Source organism: Paenibacillus sp. J22P218, assembly GCF_056269195.1.
Genome location: NZ_JBWDNL010000003.1, coordinates 430,913 through 454,721 on the forward strand (window position 1 = coordinate 430,913; position 23,809 = coordinate 454,721).

The 23,809-nt window shown below is 51.2% G+C and carries 19 protein-coding genes and 1 riboswitch; of the genes, 9 read left to right on the plus strand and 10 right to left on the minus strand.

All coding sequences use genetic code 11. From position 1 onward, the window contains the following. Positions 1–2 precede the first annotated feature (2 nt). The gene (locus AC0YN0_RS16660; RefSeq protein WP_475822261.1) at positions 3–1,775 is read right to left on the minus strand and encodes a cache domain-containing sensor histidine kinase; all 1,773 of its coding nucleotides are present in this window, start codon (positions 1,773–1,775) and stop codon (positions 3–5) included. After that, positions 1,772–3,391: a response regulator gene (locus AC0YN0_RS16665; protein ID WP_475822262.1), complete on the minus strand. Its 1,620-nt coding sequence runs from the start codon at positions 3,389–3,391 to the stop codon at positions 1,772–1,774. Before AC0YN0_RS16665 ends, AC0YN0_RS16660 begins: the two co-directional genes overlap by 4 nt. Before the next feature lie 236 nt (positions 3,392–3,627). Between AC0YN0_RS16665 and AC0YN0_RS16670 the strand changes: the two genes are divergently transcribed. Beyond that, a complete protein-coding gene (locus AC0YN0_RS16670) occupies positions 3,628–3,798 on the plus strand; it encodes a hypothetical protein (protein ID WP_475822263.1) in 171 nt (56 codons plus the stop codon). Between the two features lie 81 nt (positions 3,799–3,879). Here the strand turns inward: AC0YN0_RS16670 and AC0YN0_RS16675 are convergent, their stop codons facing one another. Next, positions 3,880–4,137, minus strand: a complete 258-nt coding sequence (locus AC0YN0_RS16675; protein ID WP_475822264.1) for a hypothetical protein — start codon at positions 4,135–4,137, stop codon at positions 3,880–3,882. Between the two features lie 272 nt (positions 4,138–4,409). On the opposite strand from AC0YN0_RS16675, the gene AC0YN0_RS16680 reads away from it, so the two are divergent. Next, on the plus strand, positions 4,410–5,282 hold the full coding sequence (locus tag AC0YN0_RS16680) for an aldose epimerase family protein (protein ID WP_475822265.1): 873 nt from the start codon (positions 4,410–4,412) through the stop codon (positions 5,280–5,282). An 88-nt stretch (positions 5,283–5,370) separates the two neighbouring features. On the opposite strand, the gene deoC is transcribed toward AC0YN0_RS16680, so the two are convergent. Continuing rightward, positions 5,371–6,060 carry a deoxyribose-phosphate aldolase gene (deoC, locus tag AC0YN0_RS16685; RefSeq protein WP_475822266.1) on the minus strand — a complete coding sequence of 230 codons (690 nt, stop codon included), beginning with the start codon at positions 6,058–6,060 and terminating at the stop codon, positions 5,371–5,373. 209 nt (positions 6,061–6,269) lie between these two features. Between deoC and AC0YN0_RS16690 the strand changes: the two genes are divergently transcribed. Both AC0YN0_RS16690 and AC0YN0_RS16695 read left to right on the plus strand, forming a co-directional pair. Further along, a complete protein-coding gene (locus AC0YN0_RS16690; RefSeq protein WP_475822267.1) occupies positions 6,270–7,097 on the plus strand; it encodes a purine-nucleoside phosphorylase in 828 nt (275 codons plus the stop codon). A 395-nt stretch (positions 7,098–7,492) separates the two neighbouring features. Beyond that, positions 7,493–9,271 (plus strand): 5'-nucleotidase C-terminal domain-containing protein, encoded by a 1,779-nt coding sequence (locus tag AC0YN0_RS16695; RefSeq protein ID WP_475822268.1) that lies wholly within the window; start codon positions 7,493–7,495, stop codon positions 9,269–9,271. An 82-nt stretch (positions 9,272–9,353) separates the two neighbouring features. On the opposite strand, the gene AC0YN0_RS16700 is transcribed toward AC0YN0_RS16695, so the two are convergent. After that, on the minus strand, positions 9,354–11,261 hold the full coding sequence (locus tag AC0YN0_RS16700; protein WP_475822269.1) for a choice-of-anchor A family protein: 1,908 nt from the start codon (positions 11,259–11,261) through the stop codon (positions 9,354–9,356). Positions 11,262–11,314: 53 nt separating this feature from the next. Then, a riboswitch (cyclic di-GMP riboswitch) is annotated at positions 11,315–11,402 on the minus strand. Positions 11,403–11,622: 220 nt separating this feature from the next. Here AC0YN0_RS16700 and AC0YN0_RS16705 point away from each other — a divergent pair. Then, positions 11,623–13,149: an HD domain-containing phosphohydrolase gene (locus tag AC0YN0_RS16705; RefSeq protein WP_475822270.1), complete on the plus strand. Its 1,527-nt coding sequence runs from the start codon at positions 11,623–11,625 to the stop codon at positions 13,147–13,149. 62 nt (positions 13,150–13,211) lie between these two features. Here the strand turns inward: AC0YN0_RS16705 and AC0YN0_RS16710 are convergent, their stop codons facing one another. After that, on the minus strand, positions 13,212–13,673 hold the full coding sequence (locus AC0YN0_RS16710) for a cupin domain-containing protein (protein ID WP_475822271.1): 462 nt from the start codon (positions 13,671–13,673) through the stop codon (positions 13,212–13,214). 229 nt (positions 13,674–13,902) lie between these two features. Here AC0YN0_RS16710 and AC0YN0_RS16715 point away from each other — a divergent pair, with 229 nt between their 5' ends. The 3 genes from AC0YN0_RS16715 to AC0YN0_RS16725 are packed head-to-tail and all read left to right on the plus strand — an operon-like array spanning position 13,903 to position 16,058. Further along, entirely contained in the window at positions 13,903–14,274 is a 372-nt protein-coding gene (locus tag AC0YN0_RS16715; protein WP_475822272.1) for a hypothetical protein, read from the plus strand. 48 nt (positions 14,275–14,322) lie between these two features. After that, entirely contained in the window at positions 14,323–14,814 is a 492-nt protein-coding gene (locus tag AC0YN0_RS16720; protein WP_442051881.1) for a cation:proton antiporter regulatory subunit, read from the plus strand. A gap of 2 nt (positions 14,815–14,816) precedes the next feature. Continuing rightward, positions 14,817–16,058, plus strand: a complete 1,242-nt coding sequence (locus tag AC0YN0_RS16725; RefSeq protein ID WP_442051880.1) for a cation:proton antiporter — start codon at positions 14,817–14,819, stop codon at positions 16,056–16,058. A 1,247-nt stretch (positions 16,059–17,305) separates the two neighbouring features. Here the strand turns inward: AC0YN0_RS16725 and AC0YN0_RS16730 are convergent. From AC0YN0_RS16730 to AC0YN0_RS16740, 3 genes are all read right to left on the minus strand, one after another. Next, entirely contained in the window at positions 17,306–19,039 is a 1,734-nt protein-coding gene (locus AC0YN0_RS16730) for an ABC transporter ATP-binding protein (RefSeq protein ID WP_475822273.1), read from the minus strand. Positions 19,040–19,466: 427 nt separating this feature from the next. Then, the gene (gene infC, locus AC0YN0_RS16735) at positions 19,467–19,964 is read right to left on the minus strand and encodes a translation initiation factor IF-3 (RefSeq protein ID WP_475822274.1); all 498 of its coding nucleotides are present in this window, start codon (positions 19,962–19,964) and stop codon (positions 19,467–19,469) included. A 49-nt stretch (positions 19,965–20,013) separates the two neighbouring features. Continuing rightward, a complete protein-coding gene (locus tag AC0YN0_RS16740; protein ID WP_475822275.1) occupies positions 20,014–21,417 on the minus strand; it encodes an MATE family efflux transporter in 1,404 nt (467 codons plus the stop codon). Positions 21,418–21,592: 175 nt separating this feature from the next. Between AC0YN0_RS16740 and AC0YN0_RS16745 the strand changes: the two genes are divergently transcribed. After that, positions 21,593–22,477, plus strand: a complete 885-nt coding sequence (locus AC0YN0_RS16745) for a helix-turn-helix transcriptional regulator (protein WP_475822276.1) — start codon at positions 21,593–21,595, stop codon at positions 22,475–22,477. 56 nt (positions 22,478–22,533) lie between these two features. On the opposite strand, the gene AC0YN0_RS16750 is transcribed toward AC0YN0_RS16745, so the two are convergent. Continuing rightward, positions 22,534–23,718 (minus strand): acyltransferase family protein, encoded by a 1,185-nt coding sequence (locus tag AC0YN0_RS16750; protein WP_475822277.1) that lies wholly within the window; start codon positions 23,716–23,718, stop codon positions 22,534–22,536. Between the last annotated feature and the right edge of the window lie 91 nt (positions 23,719–23,809).

Consider the following 23,809-nt stretch of genomic DNA (forward strand, 5'->3'; position numbering starts at 1 on the left):
TCCTATAACGGGGGATGCTTAGGCAACCGTATCGTTACCGTTGTACCTTCGCCCGGTTTGCTCGTATACGAAAGCCCGTATTGCGCGCCGAAATAAAGCTTGAGCCGCCCGTGTACATTGCCCACGCCAACCCCTTTGCCCGCTTCTCCCTCGTATTGCTGGGTCAACAGCTTAGCAAGCTTCTCCTCTTCCATCCCGTTCCCGTTGTCCTCAACGATCAGAAGCACATCGGTAGCGGTCTCTTCCGAATATATGGTGATGAGTCCAGGACCGCGCTTCATCTTAATCCCATGATAAATCGCGTTCTCGACAATCGGCTGCAGAATCAGCTTAATCGTCTTGTACTGGCTCACCGATTCATCCGTCTCGATACGATAGTCCAGCTTGTTCTTGTAACGCATCTTCTGGATCTTCAGGTAGTTCGTAATATGCTCAAGCTCCGTCTCGATCGTGACGAGCTCCTCCCCCTTGCTGATCGAGGCCCGGAACAGCTTGGCAAGCGCAGAGGTCATGAGCACGACCTCCTGTGATTTTTTGCTCTCGGCCATCCAAATGATAGAATCCAGCGTGTTATAGAGAAAATGAGGATTGATCTGTGCTTGCAGCGCATTGATCTCGCTTCTTCGTTTCAGCTCCTGATCCCTGACGACCTGGGACATCAGCTCCTTGATTCGGCCAACCATCATATTGAACGCCCTCGCCAGCCTGCCTATCTCGATTGTCGTCGGGACGGGGACTTGAATGTCGAAGTTGCCCTTCTCCACTTCTTTCATATAGCCCTGCAGCTGCTTGATCGGCTGGCTTACCCGCTGCGACACGAACAAGGAAATGATGATGGCAATCACAATGCAGACGAGCCCCAGCACAATGATGGACAGCCGCATCTTATTCTGATTGCCGACCAGCTCGCTGACATAGGAGACGCCAACGATTTTCCACCCGAAATCGGATTCCTGCACCGTGTACATTTTGCGGCTGCCGCCTTCTCCGCTCATGAACGTGCCGTTCTCGATTTGGAGCACCTCTTGAATCTTCTCCGTCTTCAGCTTGCTGTAGATAAGCTGCTGCTGAGGGTGATAGACGATCTGTCCCTCCGAATTAACGATGAACAAATACCCTCGCTGACCCAGTCGAATGTCCTGCAGCATATCGTTCATGACGCTAAAGTTCAGGTCGATCAAGAAGATGCCGAACCTCGTTCCGCTCTTTCTGCTCGTCAGCTCCATACTCAATGAGACGACCCATGGATATCTATCCTTGAATACCGGCTGAACATGCGAAGGAGAAATGACGTACTCGCCTCCCGCTTCCTGAGCGCTGCGGTACCAGGTAAGACTCGGAATATCTATGAACGGGTTGAGCTCCAGCTCCTTGTTGCCAGGCACGAATTGTCCATTGTAGCCGAATAGACTCACCGACGAAATATCGGCGCGCGATACAGCCATCGATTCGAGGAAATCGGCAACAGCCTGTTTGTGCTCCCGCTCCTTCTCCGGGTCGTCCTCTGCCTGCCCCGACATATACTGCTGCACATACGGGTTGCCGTCGACCAGATCGGAAATATACTTCATGCTGTTCACGTACGATTTAATATTGTTGTTCACTTGCTTCACAAGTTCCGTCGTATAGGTCTTCGCATTCGATTGTACGGCATCCTCCGACAGGAAATAAGAAACAACGCTCATAATCACGATGGTCATCAGAATGAGCAGCACAAACGCGAGCACCATATTCGTCTGCATGCTTCGAAAACGCAAGAAGGACGCGAGCTTCATCCTTCGCCTCCCGACATCTTGCCGCGGAATTCCGTCGGCGTATCCCCCGTATGTTTCTTGAACGCGCTGCTGAAATATTGCGGATCGCTGTAGCCTACCGCGTAAGCGATTTCATAGCTTCGCATGGCGGTAAGCTTAAGCAGCTCCTTCGCCTTCTCCATTCGCTCGTGAATGACGTATTCCACGAACGTCTTGCCCATATTTGTTTTGAAAAGGGTGCTGAAATAGCTCGTGCTCATGGAAATATGAGTACATACCGTCTTTAACGAAAGCTCCGGTTCCGTATAATGCTGCTTCACGTAGGCCATCGCCTTCTCGATCTGCAGCATGCTGTGATCCTCCCGCATACTGCGGATGATCGTTACCGACTTGCCGCACAGCTCCTTCATCCAGCTCTGGAGCTCATTCAATGAAGCAATCTGCCCCATCTCGGCAATCGGATTTCCCGCTTCCCCGAATAACGTATCGGTATCGGCTCCCATCTCGTAGAGCGTATGCATAAGCGTAAGCACGAAGCGCTGCAAATAAATATAACAAACGTCGAGCGAGAAAATCTGGCTCCGGAACGTGCCGAACAGCCTGCTTATCCACTCTTCCATATCCTGAGGCGTCCCCGTCTTCAGCTTCGTAATGAGCTCATTCTCCCATGCGACGGCGGACAGCATCGCCGGCTTCTCCCGCCGTTCCATGTCCGAGATGCGAATGATTTCGTTCGTCCCGATAACGAAGCGGTAGACGAGCGCGGACAACGCCGATCGATGGGCGAGCGCGATGTTGTTCTCTTGCTTGCATATATGTCCGATTCCGATTGACGCTTTAAGCGGCAAATAAGCGGTAATTGCGGCATGAATCTGTTCCGCCGCTGCGCCCGATTCCTCGCAGAGCGCCTCGGAATCGGAACCCGCCAACAAGACAAGCACACGATTTTCGCGGTCGCGAAACACCTCCGCCCCTGCATATCTCTCCATGACTTCCTTCGTAATATTATAGATGGCGAATCGGAACAGCTCATCGTCGGAAGGCGTCGCCGGCAGCTTCAATTCAAGCTCGTCGACGTCGATGGCCAGCTCGACCAAGAACGGTCCGCTCCAAGCGATCTGAAAATAGTCATAGCTCTCGCTTCTCTGCTTCGCCGTCATCGAGGAGGTGACAAGCCGCTCGAGGAACCGCTCCTTCAAGAGCGGCATGCTTTCATTCAATTGCTGCTCTAATCGTTCGTAATCTCTTTTTTGCTTATTCTCCATGTCCATCAGTCCGGCAATCCTGACGAGTATTTCTTCCATTTCCATAGCGGTAACCGGCTTCATAATATAGTCGGCAACCTTCATCTTAAGCGCCTGCTGGGCGTACTCGAATTCATCATACCCGGTTAGAATAATGACCTTGATGTCCGGGTAACGAACGGAGAGCTCGCGCGTCAGCTCGATGCCGTTCATGAACGGCATTCCGATATCGGTCATGACGATATCCGGCTTCTCGCGCTCGATGAATTCCAGCGCTTCAATGCCGTCCTCGCAAGTACCCGCACAGACGAGCCCCATGCTTTCCCAATTCATGCCCTCCTGAATCGCTTCGCGAACGAGCGCCTCGTCATCCACAATCAATAGCTTATACATGGAGCCGTCACCTCAATGTCTCAGGGGTATCTTCTGCTTCTATAGCTCATTATAAGGCCGTCCCCCCGCTTCTGCCCATTTGTAATTATCGCTTTTTAGTTGAATTATTTCCTGAGGTCGCGATATAGCGTAGCGTCTAAGAGCATACGGGCTCCGCCTGCATACAATACAACAAATGAAAATAGGCATGCGAAATACTCTCACTTGTCTCGTATGCCTTCTCGGGAGGCCTTAAGGTGAGAATATTGCAGTGGGTAAAGCTCGGAAGCACGATACGGGTCTATTTCGGCAAAACGTCGGTAGAAGGGAAATATCAGGGCGTTCGAGACGATACGGTCGTGATCGTAACGGATAAAAACGCAATATTTTATGTACGCTTGGCCTCGATTACCGCCATTAAGGTATGAACGGCGAACAACCGCGCCGTCGCTCGGAGGGGCGACGGCACGGATGCCGTTTTTTTCAGATGCAGGGATCGATTGTTATCATTACGGGATAGAGACAAAGTTAATTTGGCGAAGAGGGATAAAAACGAGAGCACCAGTTGTAGTTGTTAAAAGAACATTTCCGTTCTCGATACCAGCGAATCTGCCTGTAAAGTTGCCGCTGTCTGTTCCAACTGTGATCGTTTGTCCCAAGCTGACATTGCGAAGAATAGCTAGAATCGAATTAACTTTGGAGTTAGATCCATAGTTGTTCGAACCAACGCCGGCGACGGAGTTACCATATTGTCTGCAGTTTGACATAATCTTTCACCTGCCCTTCTCATGAAGCTAATAACATACTATTCTCGTAACTCGGAATGGCGTAGATGAATGATTTAATAGAAACGTCCAATCTCAAACCCTTATTCCATGTGTGAGAGCTATGCAGACTAATAGAGGGGAAGGTTTCCTGTCCATGAAGGCGAAGCCGCCATTCGCTGCATGAGTGATGTGGTGTTCAAGAACAATGCTATGGTATGCTTTGTCTATACGTTTTTTATCCCATTAAGCATGTACATATGGAGGTTATGTTAGTGAGCAACTATGGAGTACGCAGCTACGTGGACACCTATACGATCTATGAGCTGACAGAGCAAAGCACGGTATCGCGCATCATTGTATGCCCGGAGCGAGGCGGAATCGTTATCGGCTGTCAATTGAACGGCCATGAATTGTTTTATTTGGACAAAGCAACCTTCGAGCATCCGACCGCTAACATTAGGGGCGGCAACCCTATTTTATTCCCGATCTGCGGGCAACTGGAGAATCAATCCTATGAGTGGGATGGACAAGCTTACAGCATGGCCAATCACGGCGTAGCGCGTACGTCCCCCTGGGATGTTATCAGCACGAGCGAGGAAGGCGAAGCCTCCATTACGATCAGGCTGCGCAGCAATGAGCAGACGCTTGTTTCCTTCCCGTTCGAATTCGAGCTGCTGTTCACTTATGCGCTCAAGGACGGCAAGCTGCATACGCGCCAGCAATACCGCAATCTAAGCACGGATAGAACGATGCCGTTCTATGCCGGCTTCCACCCGTACTTTGCAATCGAGGGCGGCAAGTCGCTTGTATATGATACGGATGCTACGCAATATCTCGACTATAATGACAATGTTACTAAACCGTTCGAGGGCGAATTCGATCTGGAAGGTTTGGTTGAATCCGTCACGCTGCTCGATGCGAAGCAACGCGAGATCGCCTTCCCGGTTGCCGGCGATGTTCGCGTGAGAATGACGTACGACGATATATTCAAGTACGTCGTACTATGGTCGGTGAACGGCAAGCCGTTCATCTGCGTCGAACCTTGGATGGCGATGACGGGTGAGCTTAACCGCCAAGAGGAGCTTGTGCTGCTGGAGGCCGGACAGGAGCTTCACGCTAATCTGACGTTCGCTTGCGAATCGTAATATAACGAAAAAAAGGCAAACCGAGCTCTCTCGAAGCAAGCTTCGAATAGAGACGGTTTGCCTTTTTGATTATTCGCTGATTGGAATCTTAGTAACCCTCGCCCTTGCCGCCGGTTACAATGGCAATGCTCGAGCTGGCGCCGATTCTTGTTGCTCCTGCCGCGAACATTTGCAATGCAGTTTCCAGGTCTCTTACTCCCCCGGATGCCTTAACGCCTATATCCGGACCGACCGTACGACGCATAAGCGCAATATCTTCCACCGTCGCTCCGCCCTTGCCGAAGCCCGTCGACGTCTTCACGAAGTCAGCGCCCGCTTGCTTGCACAGCTCGCATGCGGTAACCTTCTCTTCATCCGTTAGCAAGCCCGTCTCCAGAATCACCTTCAGCTTCGCTTTCCCCTTGCATGCCGCGACGACGCCTTCAACGTCGCGTCGCACGCCATCGTTGTCCCCCGACTTTAACAGCCCGATATTAAGAACCATATCGACCTCTGTCGCTCCGTCCTCAATCGCTTGTTTCGCTTCGAACGCTTTGGATGCCGTGCTTGTCGCGCCTAACGGAAAACCGACTACCGTCGTAATTCCAACGCCCGATCCGGCTAGCTCGCTAGCCGCAAGCGACACCCAGCCCGCATTTACGCATACGGTTGCAAATTGATATTGCTTGGCCTCCTTGCATAGCTGAACCACTTCATTGCTAGTCGCGTCCGCCTTCAGCAGCGTATGGTCAATCATTGAAGCTACTTGCTCCGGTGTATAATTCGTTTGTATGCTCATCGTCATTCCTCCGATTCATCTAGCCTGTCCCTATTGGCGGCGTTTCGATACGTCTGCTACTTCTGCTACTTATCATAATACGAACGATTCAGCGAAACAACAACGCGGCTGGCCTGCATTCCTCCGCGGTTTACTTTTACTCGCGCGTTACGCTATGATAATGATGCTGTCAAAGCATTCCAAATCGAGTAAGGAGGCATTATAGCCCTATGGACAATATGTTAGTCAAAATAAAAGAAGCGGCTGCCTACATCCGCGGCAAGCTGCAAGCACCGCCTCAGATCGGCATGATTCTTGGTTCCGGCCTAGGCGTAATGGCCGATGAAGTGAAAGACGCCATCGTCATTCCTTATGGTGAAATACCGCATTTCCCGGTCTCGACGGTTGAGGGGCATTCCGGCGAGCTTGTCATCGGGGAGCTGGAAGGCAAAGCCGTTCTCGTCATGAAAGGCCGTTTCCACTATTATGAAGGCTATTCGATGAAAGAAGTCGTCTTCCCTGTCTATGTCATGAAGCAGCTCGGAATCGAAACGCTGCTCGTTACGAATGCGGCCGGCGGCATGAACCGCGCCTTCTCTGCCGGTGATCTCATGTTAATTACCGACCACATTAACAATACAGGCAGTAATCCTTTAATGGGAGCAAATATCGGCGAGCTGGGTCCTCGTTTTCCCGATATGTCGCAAGCGTACAACCGGGAGCTCCGTTCCATCGTTGCTGCCCAAGCTGCCGAGCTGGATATTCCATTGCAGCAGGGCGTATACGTCAGCATATCCGGACCAACGTATTGCACCCCTGCTGAGCTCGCGATGATGGCTGGATGGGGAGCCGATGCCGTGGGCATGTCGACCGCGCCAGAGGTTATCGCAGCCAACTACTGCGGCATTCGCGCAGTAGGCATTACATGCATCACGGATATGGCAATCAGCGACGAGCTTGAGCCGCTCACACATGAGCAAGTCGTTCGTGTAGCCGAGCAAGCCCGCCCGCGTTTCATTTCATTGGTTAGAGCATCCGTTCGCGCGTTCCAAGTGTAGGTTGATCTTGATTGAAAAGCGCCTTGACTGCTCATTCGAGCGGCCGAGGCGCTTTTTTCAGTTGTCTGCTTGGAGAAATAGCGCAAAAATTTGTCGCTATTGCTTGCGTCCGGTCACCCTTCCTATAAATAACGCAAAGAAGTTTCGTTATTTATAGTCCGATCCGCCATAATGTCCCCCGTCCACCTCCGCTTTAGAAAAATAACGTAATATGTTTTCGCTATTCCGCCCCGACACATCCGATCAGTTCAAAATAGAGCAAACACTTTGCGTTATAGGATTGGCATGCTTATAAATCAGAATTTTCAGATAATAACGAAGGAATTAGTGGAAATATGTAGAATATTACTGGTGGGCTTTAACCAAATATATAGATATGGAGGATTGAGCAAATCATGCGTAAAAGGTTCAAATGGTTGACGTCAGCACTGCTCGCCAGCGCCTTGGTGCTTGGACTTATGGGCAGCGCTGCGGCAGAGGATGCGACGGAACAGACAGGGAAACATATCACGCTGCTGCACACGAACGACATGCATGCTCGTGCCGTCGAGGCCACGAGCGGCGAGATGGGTTTCGCCAAGGTAGCCGGCATAATCGATTACTACAAGAGCAAAAATCCGAATACATTGGCCATTGATGCCGGAGATGCCATTCACGGCACGACCTTCGCTACTTTGGTCAACGGAGAAAGTGTCGTAGCCGCGATGAACAAGATGGGCTATGACGCTATGGTGCCAGGCAACCATGAGTTCAATTACGGCTCGGCGAGATTGATCGAGCTTGCCGGCAAGCTGAAGTTTCCAATGCTGAGCGCGAATATCAAAGGATTAGGCGCCAAACGGATCTTCGAGCCGTATATCATCAAAGAAATTGACGGCGTAAAGATCGGCATCTTCGGTCTGTCGACTTCAGAGACGGTGTACAAGACGCATCCGAAGAACGTGGCGGGACTTCACTTCACCGACTCCGCATCGGAAGCGCAAGCTATTGTCGACGAGCTAAAGGACAAGACCGACGTCATCATTGCGGTCGGCCACCTCGGACAGGATAAGTCCAGCTATGATACGAGTCTTCGGGTCGTCAAAGCCGTAGCGGGCATCGATATCTTTGTCGATGGACATAGTCACACTGTTCTTGAAGACGGCCTTGTAGGCGACAATGGCACATTGATTGTCAGCGCGGGCGAGTATACCAAATACGTCGGCGTCGTTGACTTTTGGGTCGAGAATGGTGCTGTCGTTAAGAAGCAAGCGACGCTTATCAACCAAGCCGAGGCAGCGGAAATCACACCGAACGCCGAAGTCGCTGAGCTTGTTGCAGCCACGCTGAAGAGCCAAGAGACGATTCTCGCAGAGCAAGTTGGCGAAACATCCGTTGCTCTCGAAGGCGCAAGGGAGAAAGTACGCGCAAGCGAGACGAACCTTGGCAATCTGATTGCCGACGCTTTGGCCGACATCTCGGGAGCTGATGTCGCGCTTACGAACGGCGGAGGCATTCGCGCCTCTATCGATGCAGGCCCGATTACGAAAGGAGAAGTCATTACGGTATTGCCGTTCGGGAATCAGATTGTGACGCTTAAGGTAACCGGCGCAGACATCAAAGCCGCGCTCGAGAACGGCGTCTCTGATTATCCGAATCCGAAGGGCGCTTTCCCGCAAGTGTCCGGCGTCGCTTTCAAAATCGACAAGGAAGCAGTCAAAGGGGAGCGCGTTCATTCCGTCACAATCGGCGGCAAACCATTGGATGAAGCTGCGACATACACCCTTGCCACGAATGACTTCATAGCTGCGGGCGGCGATGAATACACCATGTTCGGCAAGTATCCGCAAGCCGGCATGTACGGCGCGCTGGATGAAGCGCTCATCGCTTATATTCAGAAGCTTGGCAAAGCAAATCCAACCATTGAGGGACGCATTACGGAAGGAGTGAAACCCGTCACTCCTTCCCCTGAACCCGAGCCGAAGCCCGAGCCCGAGCAACCTGAACCGAAACCAGAGCCGAAGCCTGAACCAAAACCCGAGCCTGCAGCTCCGGCCTACATCGTTGTAAAAGGCGATACGCTATGGGCGATTGCCAAGAAATACGGAACGACATGGCAGGTGCTTCGCGATCTTAATAAGTTAACGAACGCAGACCTCATCTTCCCGGGTCAAAAGATCATATTGCCTTCATAATGTAGCTTATACAAATGCAAAGGGCTGTTCCACGAGCGGATAACCGCTTAAGGAACAGCCCTTTGATTATTAGTCGTTACTCTTATTTCTTCTGTGCAGAAAAGCGGATCAGAAATCCTAGCATTACGATTACCAATCCAGCCATGTAGAACGGCATAGTGCTGCTATCGCCTGTCTTAGGCAATGTATCAACATCCACTGAACCATCATCCGGTGTCCCTAAGCCTATTTCTTCATCGTCTACCGTTACTTCTTCGTCATCCGTAGTTTGCTCCTCGCCATCTTCAGGCGCTCCGCCTTCATCCGGTGAGCCGCCCGGCACTTCTTCTTCATCAATAATTACTTCATCGGAAGGCGTCGGCGTTGGATCAGGTGACACAGTAGGCTCAGGAGTAACTGTTGCCTCCGGTATTGGAGTTCCCGTCGGCGTCGGTGCCGGTGATGGCGTTACGACTGGTGTCGACGTTGGCGTCGACGTCGGTTCTTCCGTCGGCGTTGCTGTCGGTGTTGTTGTCGGTGTCGCTGTCGGTGTCGGCGTTGGTGTCGGCGTCGGTGTCTCCGACGGTGTCGGTGTTGCCGTCGGCGTTGGTGTCGGTGTCGGCGTTGGTGTCGGCGTCGGTGTCTCCGACGGTGTCGGTGTTGCCGTCGGCGTTGGTGTCGGTGTCTCCGACGGTGTCGCTGTCGGCGTTGGTGTCGGTGTCTCCGACGGTATCACTGTCGGTGTCGGTGTTGCCGTCGGTGTCTCCGACGGTGTCGCTGTCGGCGTTGGTGTCGGTGTCTCCGACGGTGTTGCCGTTGGTGTCGCTGTCGGCGTTGGTGTCGGTGTCGGTGTCTCCGACGGTGTTGCCGTTGGTGTCGCTGTCGACGTTGGTGCCGGTGTCTCCGACGGCGTTGGTGCCGGTGTTTCCGACGGTGTTGCTGTCGGCGTCTCCGACGGTGTTGCCGTTGGTGTCGCTGTCGGCGTTGGTGCCGGTGTCTCCGACGGTGTTGCCGTTGGTGTCGCTGTCGGCGTTGGTGTCGGTGTCTCCGACGGTGTCGGTGTTGCCGTCGGCGTTGATGCCGGTGTCTCCGACGGTGTTGCTGTCGGCGTTGGTGTCGGAGAAGGCGTCGCCGACGGGCTAGGTGTTGGCGTCGCTAGCGGTATCTCCCCCTCGAAAGGTACCCAATGCGGCTGAATTCTGCCTTTCGTGAGCGAAGCGCCTATTAATATGCCGTCGATATTGCCGCTCGTTGCCGTAATATCAGCCTGCGGGGCTAGTAGACTGCCTTTGACCCCGCTATAGCCGAGCGTCAGCGCCGTAGCATCCGGGAAGTTAAACAATATTTTCGACTGGCGGTCTTTACCGTCAAAGCCAAAATAACCTTGCCACCCCATTGATCGAGTCGCACCCGTAACGTTAATAATCACTGTCGAGCCATTCGGAACGTCCAGCCATACCTCATTCAGATCATAACCTACTGTAAATACATTGAGCTGAGGGTCTGTTCCCTTCAAAGTCGTTTTATTCGAATTGTTTTGATCTTTGCTTGTTGTGCCGTTGGTCGGCAAAGCTGCCAGCTCAGCGGACAAATTCAACAAATATTCAGCTTCTGCTTCAAAATCAATAGGTGCCCCTTGATGCTTCTTGCCTCTTACGAGCGTGAAGGCCGATGTTGAGTGAAGCGTTCCGTAGTAGGCATCGCCATAATCAATTTGACCATTCGTGAACTTCAGTTCTCCGCCCGCTACTAAGCCAATGTCTCCCGATGCATTCGCTCGATTGACGCCAAATCCGGTTATATCAATATCTCCTCCGGCCGCCAGTCCACCTTCGACTTGCTCGTAATACAGCTTAAAGTCACCCAGCATGAACACGTTGTAACTGCCTGCCGTACCGAGCACAGAGTTGTTGCCTCCGCCTGCTCCAAATACGAAAGCGTTACATAGAATGCCGAAAACGATGACCCCAGTCACGACTAGTGATGCGCTCTTACGAAATGCTTTTCTCATGATATACCCTCCCTATCAAAAAAATAAAAAAGACCACACACGAATACGAGATTCATGGCGGTCGGACGATCATAGCGCCTTAGGCGCTGTAGACTCCAGACTTTGCGTCCCACTCTTTCAAATGGTTTGCTATTGGCATAATCGAACAATTCGTTCGTAATCTATGACTCTATCAAAAAGGAACTATACCTATTTTAGCTAATTTTGGTCGCAACCGCAATCCGCTAAATTATCTAACCCCATGTAAAATATACCCATGTATGTACATGGAAATGAACTTCAATTCCGCTCTCCATATGCCGATTGTTAATATAGGTAATAGGAACTACATCATGAAGCTGCGAAAAGAGGAATGATCCCATTGAAGCTACTAGATCCGCACCAACAAACTCCCGCAAGCGTATATCGCGCCTTCCTCCTCCAGCTCGTCTACAACTATGTATTTGGATCGGCCGTCGCCGTGCTCGGAGTCGGGGGCATCATCATTTTCTCCACGCTTAAGCTGCCCCAAGGCGAAGGCCTCGTGCTCGGTGTCATCTTATTCGCTTCTTTGCTCATTATGCTTGCCTGCGAGCTGTTCGTATTCTATCGGCATGCGAAGCCGATTCAGGCCGCTTTCCTGTCCGATCAGCCTACAGCGGAGCAGCTTCGCAAAGCTTATATACAAACGCACCGCTTTCCGGTACTGTCTTTGAAGCGGACTTTCGGACCTCATTTGCTCGGCATATCGGTGCCGGCTATTGCAATGAGCTATCTTTTCATCCGAATGGAATGGCTCTCGTTCCCTTATTATTATATCGGACTTGCTTCCGTTGGCGCGTTGCTCGTTGCCAGCATGCATGCCATGATCGAATTTTTCCTGACCGCACGGGCCATTCGACCTGTTGTCACCTATATGCGCAACAAACATGTAGAGCTCTATGGGCAGGATCTGTCGCTCGGCGGCCAAGTATTCGCTTCGATTCGCACGAAGTTTCTGCTAAGCGCTTTTTTAATCGGTACGCTTCCACTGCTCTTGCATAGTCTTGCGGCTCAGATCAGGCTTGAAGGACTGGACGGCGGGGGCACCTCCGCTTATTGGCAATGGGCCGGTATCATTCTCGTTATCGGCGTCTTCTTCTCCTTGTTCGGCGCCTCGCTCCTATCCCGCAATATCGAGGATCCGATCCATAAGCTCCAAGCTGCGATGATTGCCGTGCAGAACGGCCATTACGACACCCGCGCGGAAGATATTCATTCCGATGAATTCTCGAAGCTGGTCGCAGGCTTCAACCATATGATCGAAGGTCTGCAGGAAAGGGATGAGCGCAATAAGCAGCTTCACCAAAGCTACTTCTTCACGCTTGCTGCCGCGCTTGACGCGCGCGACACCTATACCGCGGGTCATTCGGAACGCGTTGCCGAATATTCCGTCGCGATCGGCGAGCAGGCTGGCTGGCCGCAAACCGAGATTGAACTGCTGCGCAAGTCGGCGTTGCTTCATGACATCGGCAAAATCGGCATTCGTGACGCGGTGCTGCTGAAGGATGGCAAGCTGACGGACGAGGAGTTCGATCAGATTAAGGCGCACCCGGGACTGGGCGAAAATATTTTGAAGCAGATTGAGCCTGCCGACGCGATGGCCGATCTGCTTCCGGGCGTTCGCTCCCATCATGAGCGCTATGACGGACGCGGTTATCCCGACGGGCTCGCAGGTGAGCACATTCCTCTGCTTGGCCGAGTTATTGCCATTGCCGACGCTTTCGATGCGATGACATCGGATCGGCCGTATCGTAAAGGAATGACCCGCGAGCACGCTCTCGCGATTCTGGAGGAAGGCAAGGGAACACAGTGGGATCCCGCCTTAACCGAGCTGTTCATCAATTCGCTGCGGCAAAACGAATCATAAAAATAAGAGCTTCGCGACCGGGCATAATGCCACGCGCGAAGCTCTTATTTATTGGAACGTGCCTATTTTTTGATCAGACGGAAATCATCATAGTGGAAGCCTGGCGCAACGACGCAAGATACGAGTACCGGCTCGTCGCCGAGCGCTCTCGCCATCTGCCATTCGTTAGCCGGCACAAGCGCCTGTGGTTGATGTCCTGCGGCAATGTCCGGGCCCACAATAATCTCCTTGCGAGTATGCGGGTCAGCTTCAGTTCCGCCAAGCGTGAGCAGCAACGGGCTTCCCGAATGCCAGAACCATACTTCGTCGGAATAAACCGTATGCCAGTCCGAGAACTCCTCGGGATGCAGCAAGAAATAAATCGACGATGCGGCAAAACGCGGTCCCGAATACGGATCGCCTAGCACCTGCTGCGGAATTTCAAAATTAGCTTTCCAAATTTCCTTGTACCATCCGCCTTCGACATGCGGCTTAAGATCAAGCGCATGCACAAGCGGCGACAGCTCCTTCACTGTTGCTCCCATCCCAATCAACCTCTCTCTGTTATGCTCTATTCTATTTGAAAACTTTCATTCATTCTATCATATCGGAAATGCCGGTTCGCTGATTAATAGCAAAAAGATCGTTGCTAATTGATCCCACGGTTATAAGCCTTGAATTGTTCACTTATTCGACCAACAAAAAAATGGAATTGTCTATGATTTTGGTCATTTATAAGATATACTTATAAATATAGCCGCAGGAGGTGAGCAGATGAGATTGACGATAAGCATGAAGCACAACCAAAGACCCGCGTTTCGCAAACGGTTCTTTAACCTGCTTATTATTTTGCCATTGCTGCTCACTGCACTGTTTGCTTACCAAGCAGGCAACAACTTCGAGTTGACGGCCGGCTCCAGCCGGTTCAATCCTGTTGCCCGCGCAACGACCTGCGCTGCTCTGAACGGGCGCTCCCCGAGCAAGCTGCTTCAGCCTATTCGCCGCAAGCCCGCGGCTTATAAGGCATCACTTGCCGTCTTATATGGACGGCCCGCTTATTTATCCCCCTTAAGTCTGACCATCCTGCAGCGCTTGAAGCGTTTACTGCTTAAGCCTATTAAATATACATCGGTCTACATTGGTTAGAACCCATTTTTTTGGTACAAACTACAAAAAAATGAGGAGGCAAACCCAATGAATATTAGAGAATCTGATTTGCCTGGAATCGGACGCAAATACCAGATTATTACGCGCGGAGGCGATAAGTTCGTCATTATCATTCATGATGACGGCCGACGTGAAATGTACCATTTTGACTACGAGGATCCGGATGACAGCATCTCCATGGTAACGCTTGAGGATGAAGAAGCTCGTCAGATTGCCGCTATTATCGGCGGAATGACTTACAAGCCGAAGGCGCTCGAGACGATTGAAGTAGCGCTGGATGATCTAACGATCGAATGGTACAAAATCGAGCCAAACGCCGCTTGCATCGGCAAAACGATCGGCGAAGCGGATATTCGCCAAACGACCGGCGCAACGATTATTGCTGCCGTCGAGAAGGAAGCTAAGCATATTAATCCAGGTCCCGACTATGTTTTCAAAGCAGACTCGACCCTTATTGTGGCTGGTGAACGGCAGAACCTTAAGCAGCTTAAGCTCATGCTCCAAAACGGGAGTCGTTAATTATGGACCACATGGTGCTGGAGATCGGTCTCGCCGTTATACTCATCGCCTTGGTCGGGCTGTTAGCTTCAAAAATTCGTTTTTCGGTTATTCCTTTTTATATATTGATCGGTATGGCTGTCGGGCCTCATGCGCCGCACTTCGGCATACTAGACTTCAGATTCATTCACAGCGCTGAATTAATCGAATTCATGGGGCGCCTCGGCGTGCTCTTCCTGTTATTTTATCTAGGTCTCGAGTTCTCGGTCGGTCGACTCATGAAGTCGGGCAAAGCGATCGCGGTTGGCGGAACGATCTATATTTTAATCAACTTTTCACTCGGCTTATTGTTCGGATGGGTTAACGACTTTCCTATCGAGGAAACGATGGTCATTGCAGGTATAACAACCATCTCATCCAGCGCAATCGTAGCCAAGGTGCTCGTCGACTTAAAACGGACGGCGAACCCGGAGACAGAGATGATTCTCGGGATCATAATGTTCGAGGATATTTTCCTCGCGGTGTATATATCCGTATTGTCAGGTCTTGTGCTCAGCGACTCTTCGTCGCTTGGCGGTGTGCTGCTCTCGGCCTCTTATGCGCTTGGATTTATGTTGTTATTCCTCATTATCGGCAGGAAGGCTGCCCCGCTGCTTAATAAGCTGTTCAATATTCGCTCCAACGAATTATTCCTATTGCTCGTCTTCGGCTTCTTGTTCCTTGTCGCCGGTTTCTCCGAGACGATTCATGTCGCAGAAGCGATCGGCGCATTGCTCGTTGGTCTAGTATTAGCGGAGACGACGCATATGAAACGGATTGAGCATATGATTTTGCCGTTCCGCGACTTCTTTGGCGCTTTGTTCTTCTTCAGCTTCGGTCTCACGATCGACCCGCTCGCACTCGGCGGCGCGGTATGGCTGTCACTCGGCGCTGTCGGCATTACGCTGCTCGGCAACTTCGTTGCAGGCATGTTCGCAGGCAAGAGCGCTGGACTGTCGCCTAAGGCATCGTCCAACATCGGACTAACGATTGTGTCGCGCGGCGAGTTCTCGATCATTATGGCTAATCTGGGCAAAGCCGGCGGCTTGATGGAGCTGCTGCAGCCGTTCGCTGCGCTATATGTGCTGATCCTAGCCATATTAGGCCCGCTGCTCACGAAGGAGTCTAAGCTCATCTATAAAGGGCTGAACATGATATTCCGCTGGGAGAAGCGAAAGCTCGTGAAAGAGCCCGACCCGCCTGCCCCGCAAGGCGGCAACGGGTAACTAAAGAGGCAGGTGCGACAGGTCAGGTTGACTGCCGCGCCTGCCTCTTCTTTGTGCTTGTGTAGTATGCTCACATTCGCCGCTTTCCCTTAGCGATAGAGATACTTTCTATCTCTATCGGCCCCTAACACACCTCGGTTTGTTGAATAGAGCTGTTTTCTAGCTCTATTCTGCTCAGCAGTCCCGCCGTATGCTCACATTCGCCGCTCCCCCTTGCCGATAGAGATACTTTCTATCTCTATCGGCCCCTAACACACCTCAATTTGTTGAATAGAGCTGTTTTCTAGCTCTATTCCGCTCAGCAGACCCGCCGTATGCTCACATTCGCCGCTCTCCCTTGCCGATAGAGATACTTTCTATCTCTATCTGCCCCTAACACACCTCGGTTTGTTGAATAGAGCTATTTATTAGCTCTATTCTGCTCAGCAGTCCCACCGTATGCTCACATTCGCCGCTCCCCCTTGCGGATAGAGATACTTTCTATCTCTATCCGCCCCTAACATACCTCGGTTTGTTGAATAGAGCTGTTTATTAGCTCTATTCTGCTCAGCAGACCCGCCGTATGCTCACATTCGCCGCTCCCCCTTGCCGATAGAGATACTTTCTATCCCTATCTGCCCCTAACACACCTCGGTTTGTTGAATAGAGCTATTTATTAGCTCTATTCTGCTCAGCAGACCCGCCGTATGCTCACATTCGCCGCTCTCCCTTGCCGATAGAGATACTTTCTATCTCTATCTGCCCCTAACACACCCCGATTTGTTGAATAGAGCTGTTTATTAGCTCTATTCTGCTCAGCAGACCCGCCGTATGCTCACATTCGCCGCTTTCCCTTAGCGATAGAGATACTTTCTATCTCTATCGGCCCCTAACACACCTCGGTTTGTTGAATAGAGCTGTTTATTAGCTCTATTCCGCTCAGTTGCCCCGCCTTATGCTCACATTCGCCGCTCTCCCTTGCCGATAGAGATACTTTCTATCTCTATCTGCCCCTAACACACCCCGATTTGTTGAATAGAGCTGTTTATTAGCTCTATTCTGCTCAGCAGACCCGCCGTATGCTCACATTCGCCGCTCTCCCTTGCCGATAGAGATACTTTCTATCTCTATCTGCCCCTAACACACCACGGTTTGTTGAATAGAGCTATTTATTAGCTCTATTCCGCTCAGTTGCCCAGCCGTATGCTCACAATCAAAAAAGGCAGTTCCAACGCGGTCTATGACCCGTCGGAACTGCCTAATATTCATTACCTGGCGCCTACGCCTGCGCCGCCGAACTGCGCTTTGTGGAGGCGGCTATAGATGCCGCCCGCTTCCACGAGTTCGTCGTGACGGCCTTGCTCGGTGATGCCGTCCTCGGTGACGACGACGATACGATCCGCATTCTTGATCGTTGCCAATCGATGAGCAATAACGAGCGTCGTGCGGCCGACGGACAGCTCAGCCAGCGACTGCTGAATCGCTGCTTCCGTCTCGGTATCCAGCGCTGACGTCGCTTCGTCAAGAATGAGGATTGGCGGATTCTTCAAAAACATCCGCGCAATGGCGAGACGCTGCTTCTGCCCGCCGGACAGCTTCACGCCGCGCTCCCCGACAACCGTATCCAGTCCGTCCTTCTGCGACTGAATGAACTCTTCCAGCTTCGCGCGCCGCGCCGCTTCCATGATCAGCTCATCCGATGCGCCGAGCTTGCCGTAAGCGATGTTCTCGCGTATCGTTCCCGCGAACAGGAAGACATCCTGCTGCACAATCCCGATCTGCTTGCGCAGCGATTCCAGCTTAATATCCTGAATGTCGTACCCATCAACGGAAATGCTGCCTCCATCGATCTCATAAAACCTCGGCAGCAAGCTGCAAAGCGTCGTCTTCCCTGCGCCAGACGGACCAACGAAAGCAACCGTCTCGCCGGCACGAATCGTAAGATCGATATGCTCCAGCACCTTCGCTACGCCCTCGTAACCAAACGATACGTTACGGTAGACGATATCTCCCTGCAGCCCATCCACTTCAACCGCATTAGCCTTATCCGCAATATCAGGCTCGGTCTCCATCAGCTCCGTGTAGCGCTTGAAGCCGGCGATGCCTTTCGGATAGCTCTCGATGACGGCATTGATCTTCTCGATCGGTTTGAAGAAAATATTCGTCAACAGAACGAACGCAACAAAGTCGCCATAATTCAGACTGCCCTTCAACACATACCATGTTCCCGCGATCAAGACGAATACGGAAACTAGACGCATAAGCATATACGTGATGGAGGAGTTCATGCCGATGATTTTATACGAGATCAGCTTCGCCTCGCGGAAACGCAAGTTGTTCACTTTGAACAACTTTCTCTCATGCTTCTCGTTCGAGAACGCCTGCACGACGCGAATGCCGCCGACCGTATCCTCGACCCGCGCGTTGAAGTCGGCCATATCCGAGAAAAGTCGATTCGCAGCTTTCGTCATCTTGCCATTGAACAGCAGCACGAGCCATATAATGATCGGTACAATGATAAACGTAATGACAGCGAGCTCTGGATTAATGAAGAGCATAATACCGAACGCGCCAATGAGCGTCATAGCGGCAATGAACATGTCCTCCGGACCATGATGCGCAACCTCGCCAATCTCGAACAAATCGTTCGTCATCCGAGAAATCAAATGACCCGTCTTCGTATTGTCAAAGAAACGGAAGCTAAGCTTCTGAATATGGTCGAACAGTTGCTTCCTCATATCCGTCTCAATGTTGATACCAAGCATATGCCCCCAGTAGGTGACCACATAAGAGAGCAGCGTATTAATGGCATATACGACGAGCAGCACCGCGCAAGCCGTTACAATGAGACCCCAATTCTCGTCGGGCAAAAGCGTGTTGATGACATAGCTGACCGCAAGCGGAAAAATAAGCTCAAGGACAGCAAGCAGCACCGCACAGAAAAAGTCGATGAAGAAGAGCTTCTTATACGGCTTATAATAGGCAAAAAATTTACGAAGCATCGGAAACTCCTTTTCTGTCGAATAAGCATTAATTGCTTATGTAATTGATAATGATTTTCATAAAAATGATATTAAATGATTCCAATACTGTCAACCTATTTACTTCGGACTTCACTCCTCCTACTAAGCCTCACGCTCCCCTTATTATCCCCTACACTCACAAAAGTTACTGCAGCCCATCAATAATGAGGTTAAGCTCATTAAGTATGAAGCTGACCTCATATCTTCGGCATCATTTCATGTCTGAATAACAAAATAGTGAGCCAAACCTCACTCCCCATGAACCTAACTTCACGACGAATGAGATTTGACTCACTAATTCCGTACAACTGCGTCAATCTGCTCTAATCAATGAGTTTTGCCTCATATAACAATGAGTCTCCTCACTCTCGGTTTGCGATTCGTATGCATCGTGCATATCGTATCCCTATACAGGGAGCAGTTGTACCTGCGCTTGCTTGCCGCTGGTTTGAATGCCTGACTGTTTCTTGCCCGATGTCTTCAAATCCGCTACAAGACGCTCCAGCAGCGCTTTCGCCTGCGCGCCCTCTTTGCCTTGTATACGAACGACTAGCTGAACGGCATTCCCTGCTTGCAACATCTTCTCCGCTTGGCGCAGCTTCGTATCGTAATCATGCTCTTCGATATGCGGCGTCAAACGTAGCTCCTTCACCTTGGCAGGCTGCTCCTTCACGCGCTCCGCGCGGGCATCCTTGCTCTGCTGCTGCTTCGCTTGCCCTCTGCCGACGAGCTTGCAGGGCGGCGGACTGCTCATAAGCGACGTGCACACAAGATCGACTTTAAGCTCACGAGCGAGCGCCAGCGCCTCATCTCTCGACATAACGCCGAGATTCTCCCCGTCCAGTCCCGTAAGTTGAACTTCGGATGCTCTTATTTTCTCATTCATTACTAAACCAGTAGCCATAAGCTGACGTTCTCCCCTTCGCCTCATCTATATCATCTATTAACGTCTATTATACGCCGGGAGCGGCTTGTTTTCTAATCGCAGGCGCGACCGAGGCTGCAGCTGCTTTGTCCGCTTCCCTCTGTTCGGCCATTCGCAAATATTTGCGTCCGCGCCAGCGAAACAGCGAGAAGATGCCGCGAACGTACTCGTCGAGAATCATGCAGCCATAAATGCCGATTAATCCCCAGCCCAGCTCGATGCCCACCCAATAAGCAAGCGCCGTCGCGATCAGCCACATGGAGAAGACGGCCAGCCACATCGTATAACGCGTATCCCCTACCGCGTTCAAGGAGTTGCTAAGCGCCATATTCATCATTTTACCCGGCTGCAGCAGCAGGTTCATCCCAAGCAGCGATGCGCCGATCGCAATAATATCGTCATTCGACGTGAATAGCCCAAGCAAGTGCCTTCCGAACAAATAAATGACGAAAGCATTTACGGTGACGACAACAAGCCCAATCCATAACGCACGATAAGCTGTACCATAAGCCTCTTTGATCTTGCCCGCACCGAACAGATGGGCAATCTGAATCTGTACGGCAAGCGCAATCGAATAACCTAACATGAAGCAAAACGATTCGAGCGTGTTCATATAAGTTCTTGCAGCCAACTCACTAGTGCCGAGCATCGCTATGAAGGAGAAAATGAGCAGCTGCGTGAACACCCAGCAGAACATATTAATGCCCAGCGGCCAGCCGATGCGCAATATCTCCTGAAACAGCTTGCCGTTGAATGTTTTGAAATCTTTAATCGCTATGCGGCGCTCGAATGTATACAGGAACATAATGAACAATACAATTGACGCAAGCAGTCGGCAGACCAACGTTGATACCGCTACGCCAAGCAAGCCCCATTTCGGTAAACCAAGTGCTCCGAAGATAAATCCATAGTTGAGAATAACATGGACCACATTCATGCCAATCGCAATGTACATCGGCCCTTTGGTGTTGCCCGTGTTGCGAATCGCCGTACTCAGCGAGGACATAAGCGCCACAAGAACCATGCCCCCGCCCACAATCGATATATAAGTCTGAGCAAGCGGAAGCAGTGTGTCAGGCAGCTTCAGCATTGCAGCAATCTCCGTCGGAAAAGTGTATAGCATAACGCTGAGCAATATTCCGATACCCGCGCTGACCGTTACCGACATAATGCCGATCGTCCTCGCATCGCTGGTTTGACGGGCGCCAAGCTTCTGAGCGATCAAAATACCCGCCCCGCTTGCTACCGTCACAAGCAGCGTCGTTACCGCTTGAAATAACTGATTGGAGAAACCGACAACAGCTACCGCATCATCCGATATTCGGCTGACCATGAGCGTATCCGCCGCTCCAAGCAAAAACTGTAAAAACAACTCAATAAAAATAGGCCATGCAAGCACCCATAACGATATTTTCTTTCCGTGATCCGCCATCCTATAATCCCCCTGCACGAGCCGCCCTTCTGCGGTCTCATCCTCATCAGTCTCAACCATCGTCTTTTCAAATTATAGATGCTATACTGAGCTTGATGTATCAGTTTTACAACCGAAACTATAAAAATTCCAACCTCGATCACGAACAATTACATTCAAGGAGGCTCGCCCCCTTATGCCGCTTATTCAGATGACGATTCCACCGCTTCCCCACTACATTACAGGGGGGCCGGCCGTATCTCCCGCAGGGCGAAAGCACCCTAGCAGACGCAACATTGGCGTGTTTGATTTGCTTATTGTTACTAATGGATGTCTCTATATGGGGGAAGAGGACAACCATTTCGACGTGGAGGCCGGACACGCGCTTATCCTCCGTCCCGATGCCCACCATTATGCGACAAACGCGAATAAGGAGCATACGACGTATTATTGGATTCATTTTCAGACCGCAGGAGATTGGAGCGTAGTCGAGCACGCACTCGAAAGACCCGCCGAAGACAGTCCTGCCATGACAGCGCATACAACTAATATTTACACTACAAAAACCTTCATTAAGCAGCTCCCTCAGTTCACAAAGCTGCTTCAGCCTACGAAAATGGCAGATTCGCTGCAACGGCTCGTCCAGCTTAATATGAACGATCATATTCCGAGTGTCCGCTGGAAGCAGCAGCTTATTTTCCAAGAAGTAATTGAGCACCTCTCGGCCTCGATCGAGCTAAGCGGACCGTCCCCTCAAGCGCTCTGCGCGGAGAAGGCGGCTTCTTATCTGCGCGCGCACTACCGCTCGGACATTACGGCGCAGCAGCTCGGCGAGAGCATCAACTTCCACCCCGTTTATATCGCCCGCTGCATGCAAAAGGAATTCGGCTGCGCGCCCTTCGACTATTTGCTGCGCTTCCGAATCGAGCAAGCGAAGCTGCTGCTGCTGCAAACCGATCTTGCGGTCGCCCGCATTGCCGAGGAAGTCGGCTTCAATCACGCCGCTTACTTCACTTCCTGCTTCGCCAAATACGAGGGCATCTCGCCTCGCAAATACCGCCAGCAGTTCTCGCACGGTTAAATGGACAATAATAAAAGCCGTCCCCTCAAACGAGAAGGACGGCTTTCTTATTTTAGTTACATGCTTGCCGAGGTATTGCCTTTCGCGGCTACTTGCGTCTGCTGCTGTTTGCGAGAAGTAGTAAGCAGCCTGCCAAGCCGGATCGAAGGCAGCTCTACATAATAGTAGCTGGCTGCCGCAGCTCCGAATGAAGCAACGAATGCAATCATCGCGATAAACGCCGGGTCCATCGTTCCGTTTAACTTATGCAAGAATGTGAGCAAAATGATCATATGATACAAGTAGAGACTGTAAGAGATTTTTCCAAGGAATAATAGCGGCTTCAGATGCAGCAGCTTCAATGCGCGAGCCGATGACATAGCTGCCACGATAAAGATCGATGCGCCCAGCGCGATGAGCCAATCGCCTTGGATCTCTGTAACATGCTTAGCGAACGACTTGCTGTAAATGACCCATTTGTACGAATAGCTGAATAACGCTGCGACTAAGACTGCGGCCGCAAACCAACCATTCATCCGGTTATACAATTGCTTAAGAGACTCTCTATATTTGGCCAGCATCGCCCCAATGACGAAGAAGGAAGCATAATGCAGCGAAATGACATAGTTTGTTGTGTAGCGCGTCTCGATGACTCCCAGCAAATATATGCTTACGAGCGAAAGCCCGATCGCGAGCGGCACGCCAGCCTTCCAGCCCCATTTTGCCACAAAGAACATAGCGAACGGGAATACAAGCGAGATCCGCATCTCATGGACAAGCGTCCATATGATCGGATTGTATTTTGTCGTGTTGTAGTTGGTAATGAAACGCAAATGATCTCCAATCGACGCAAAATCCGGCGACCGCGTCCAAAGGCTGTTGAAGTAAGGCGTCAAATCCGACAGCTTCTTCAGAAATACCGCATCACGGAATAAAATAGCGATAAACAAAGCGACCACGAACGGCAAATAAATGCGGCAAATCCGTTTCACGACGTATTTCGGGTAGGATTGCTTTTTATTGCTATAGAACGGAAGCGACAATACGAAGCCGCTGAGCAGGAAGAACATAATCACTGCTTCATGACCGCCCCAAAAAGCATGCAGCGGCGAATATTTCAGCACGTTTAGCGGATACTCCAAATAACTCATACTTGATGTATTCTGAGCCATAGGCATGAATACGAGGAAAAAATGTCCGATCATGACGGCCAATGCGGCCAACCCTCTAAGCGAATCCAATTGGTCATACCTTTGCTGCAAACGACTGCACCTCAATTTCCAGTTCTTCTTATTATCGACTTAGACGATTATATCGGATTGGCGCGGGTTTGTCCGCATTTTTTTGTTTCCT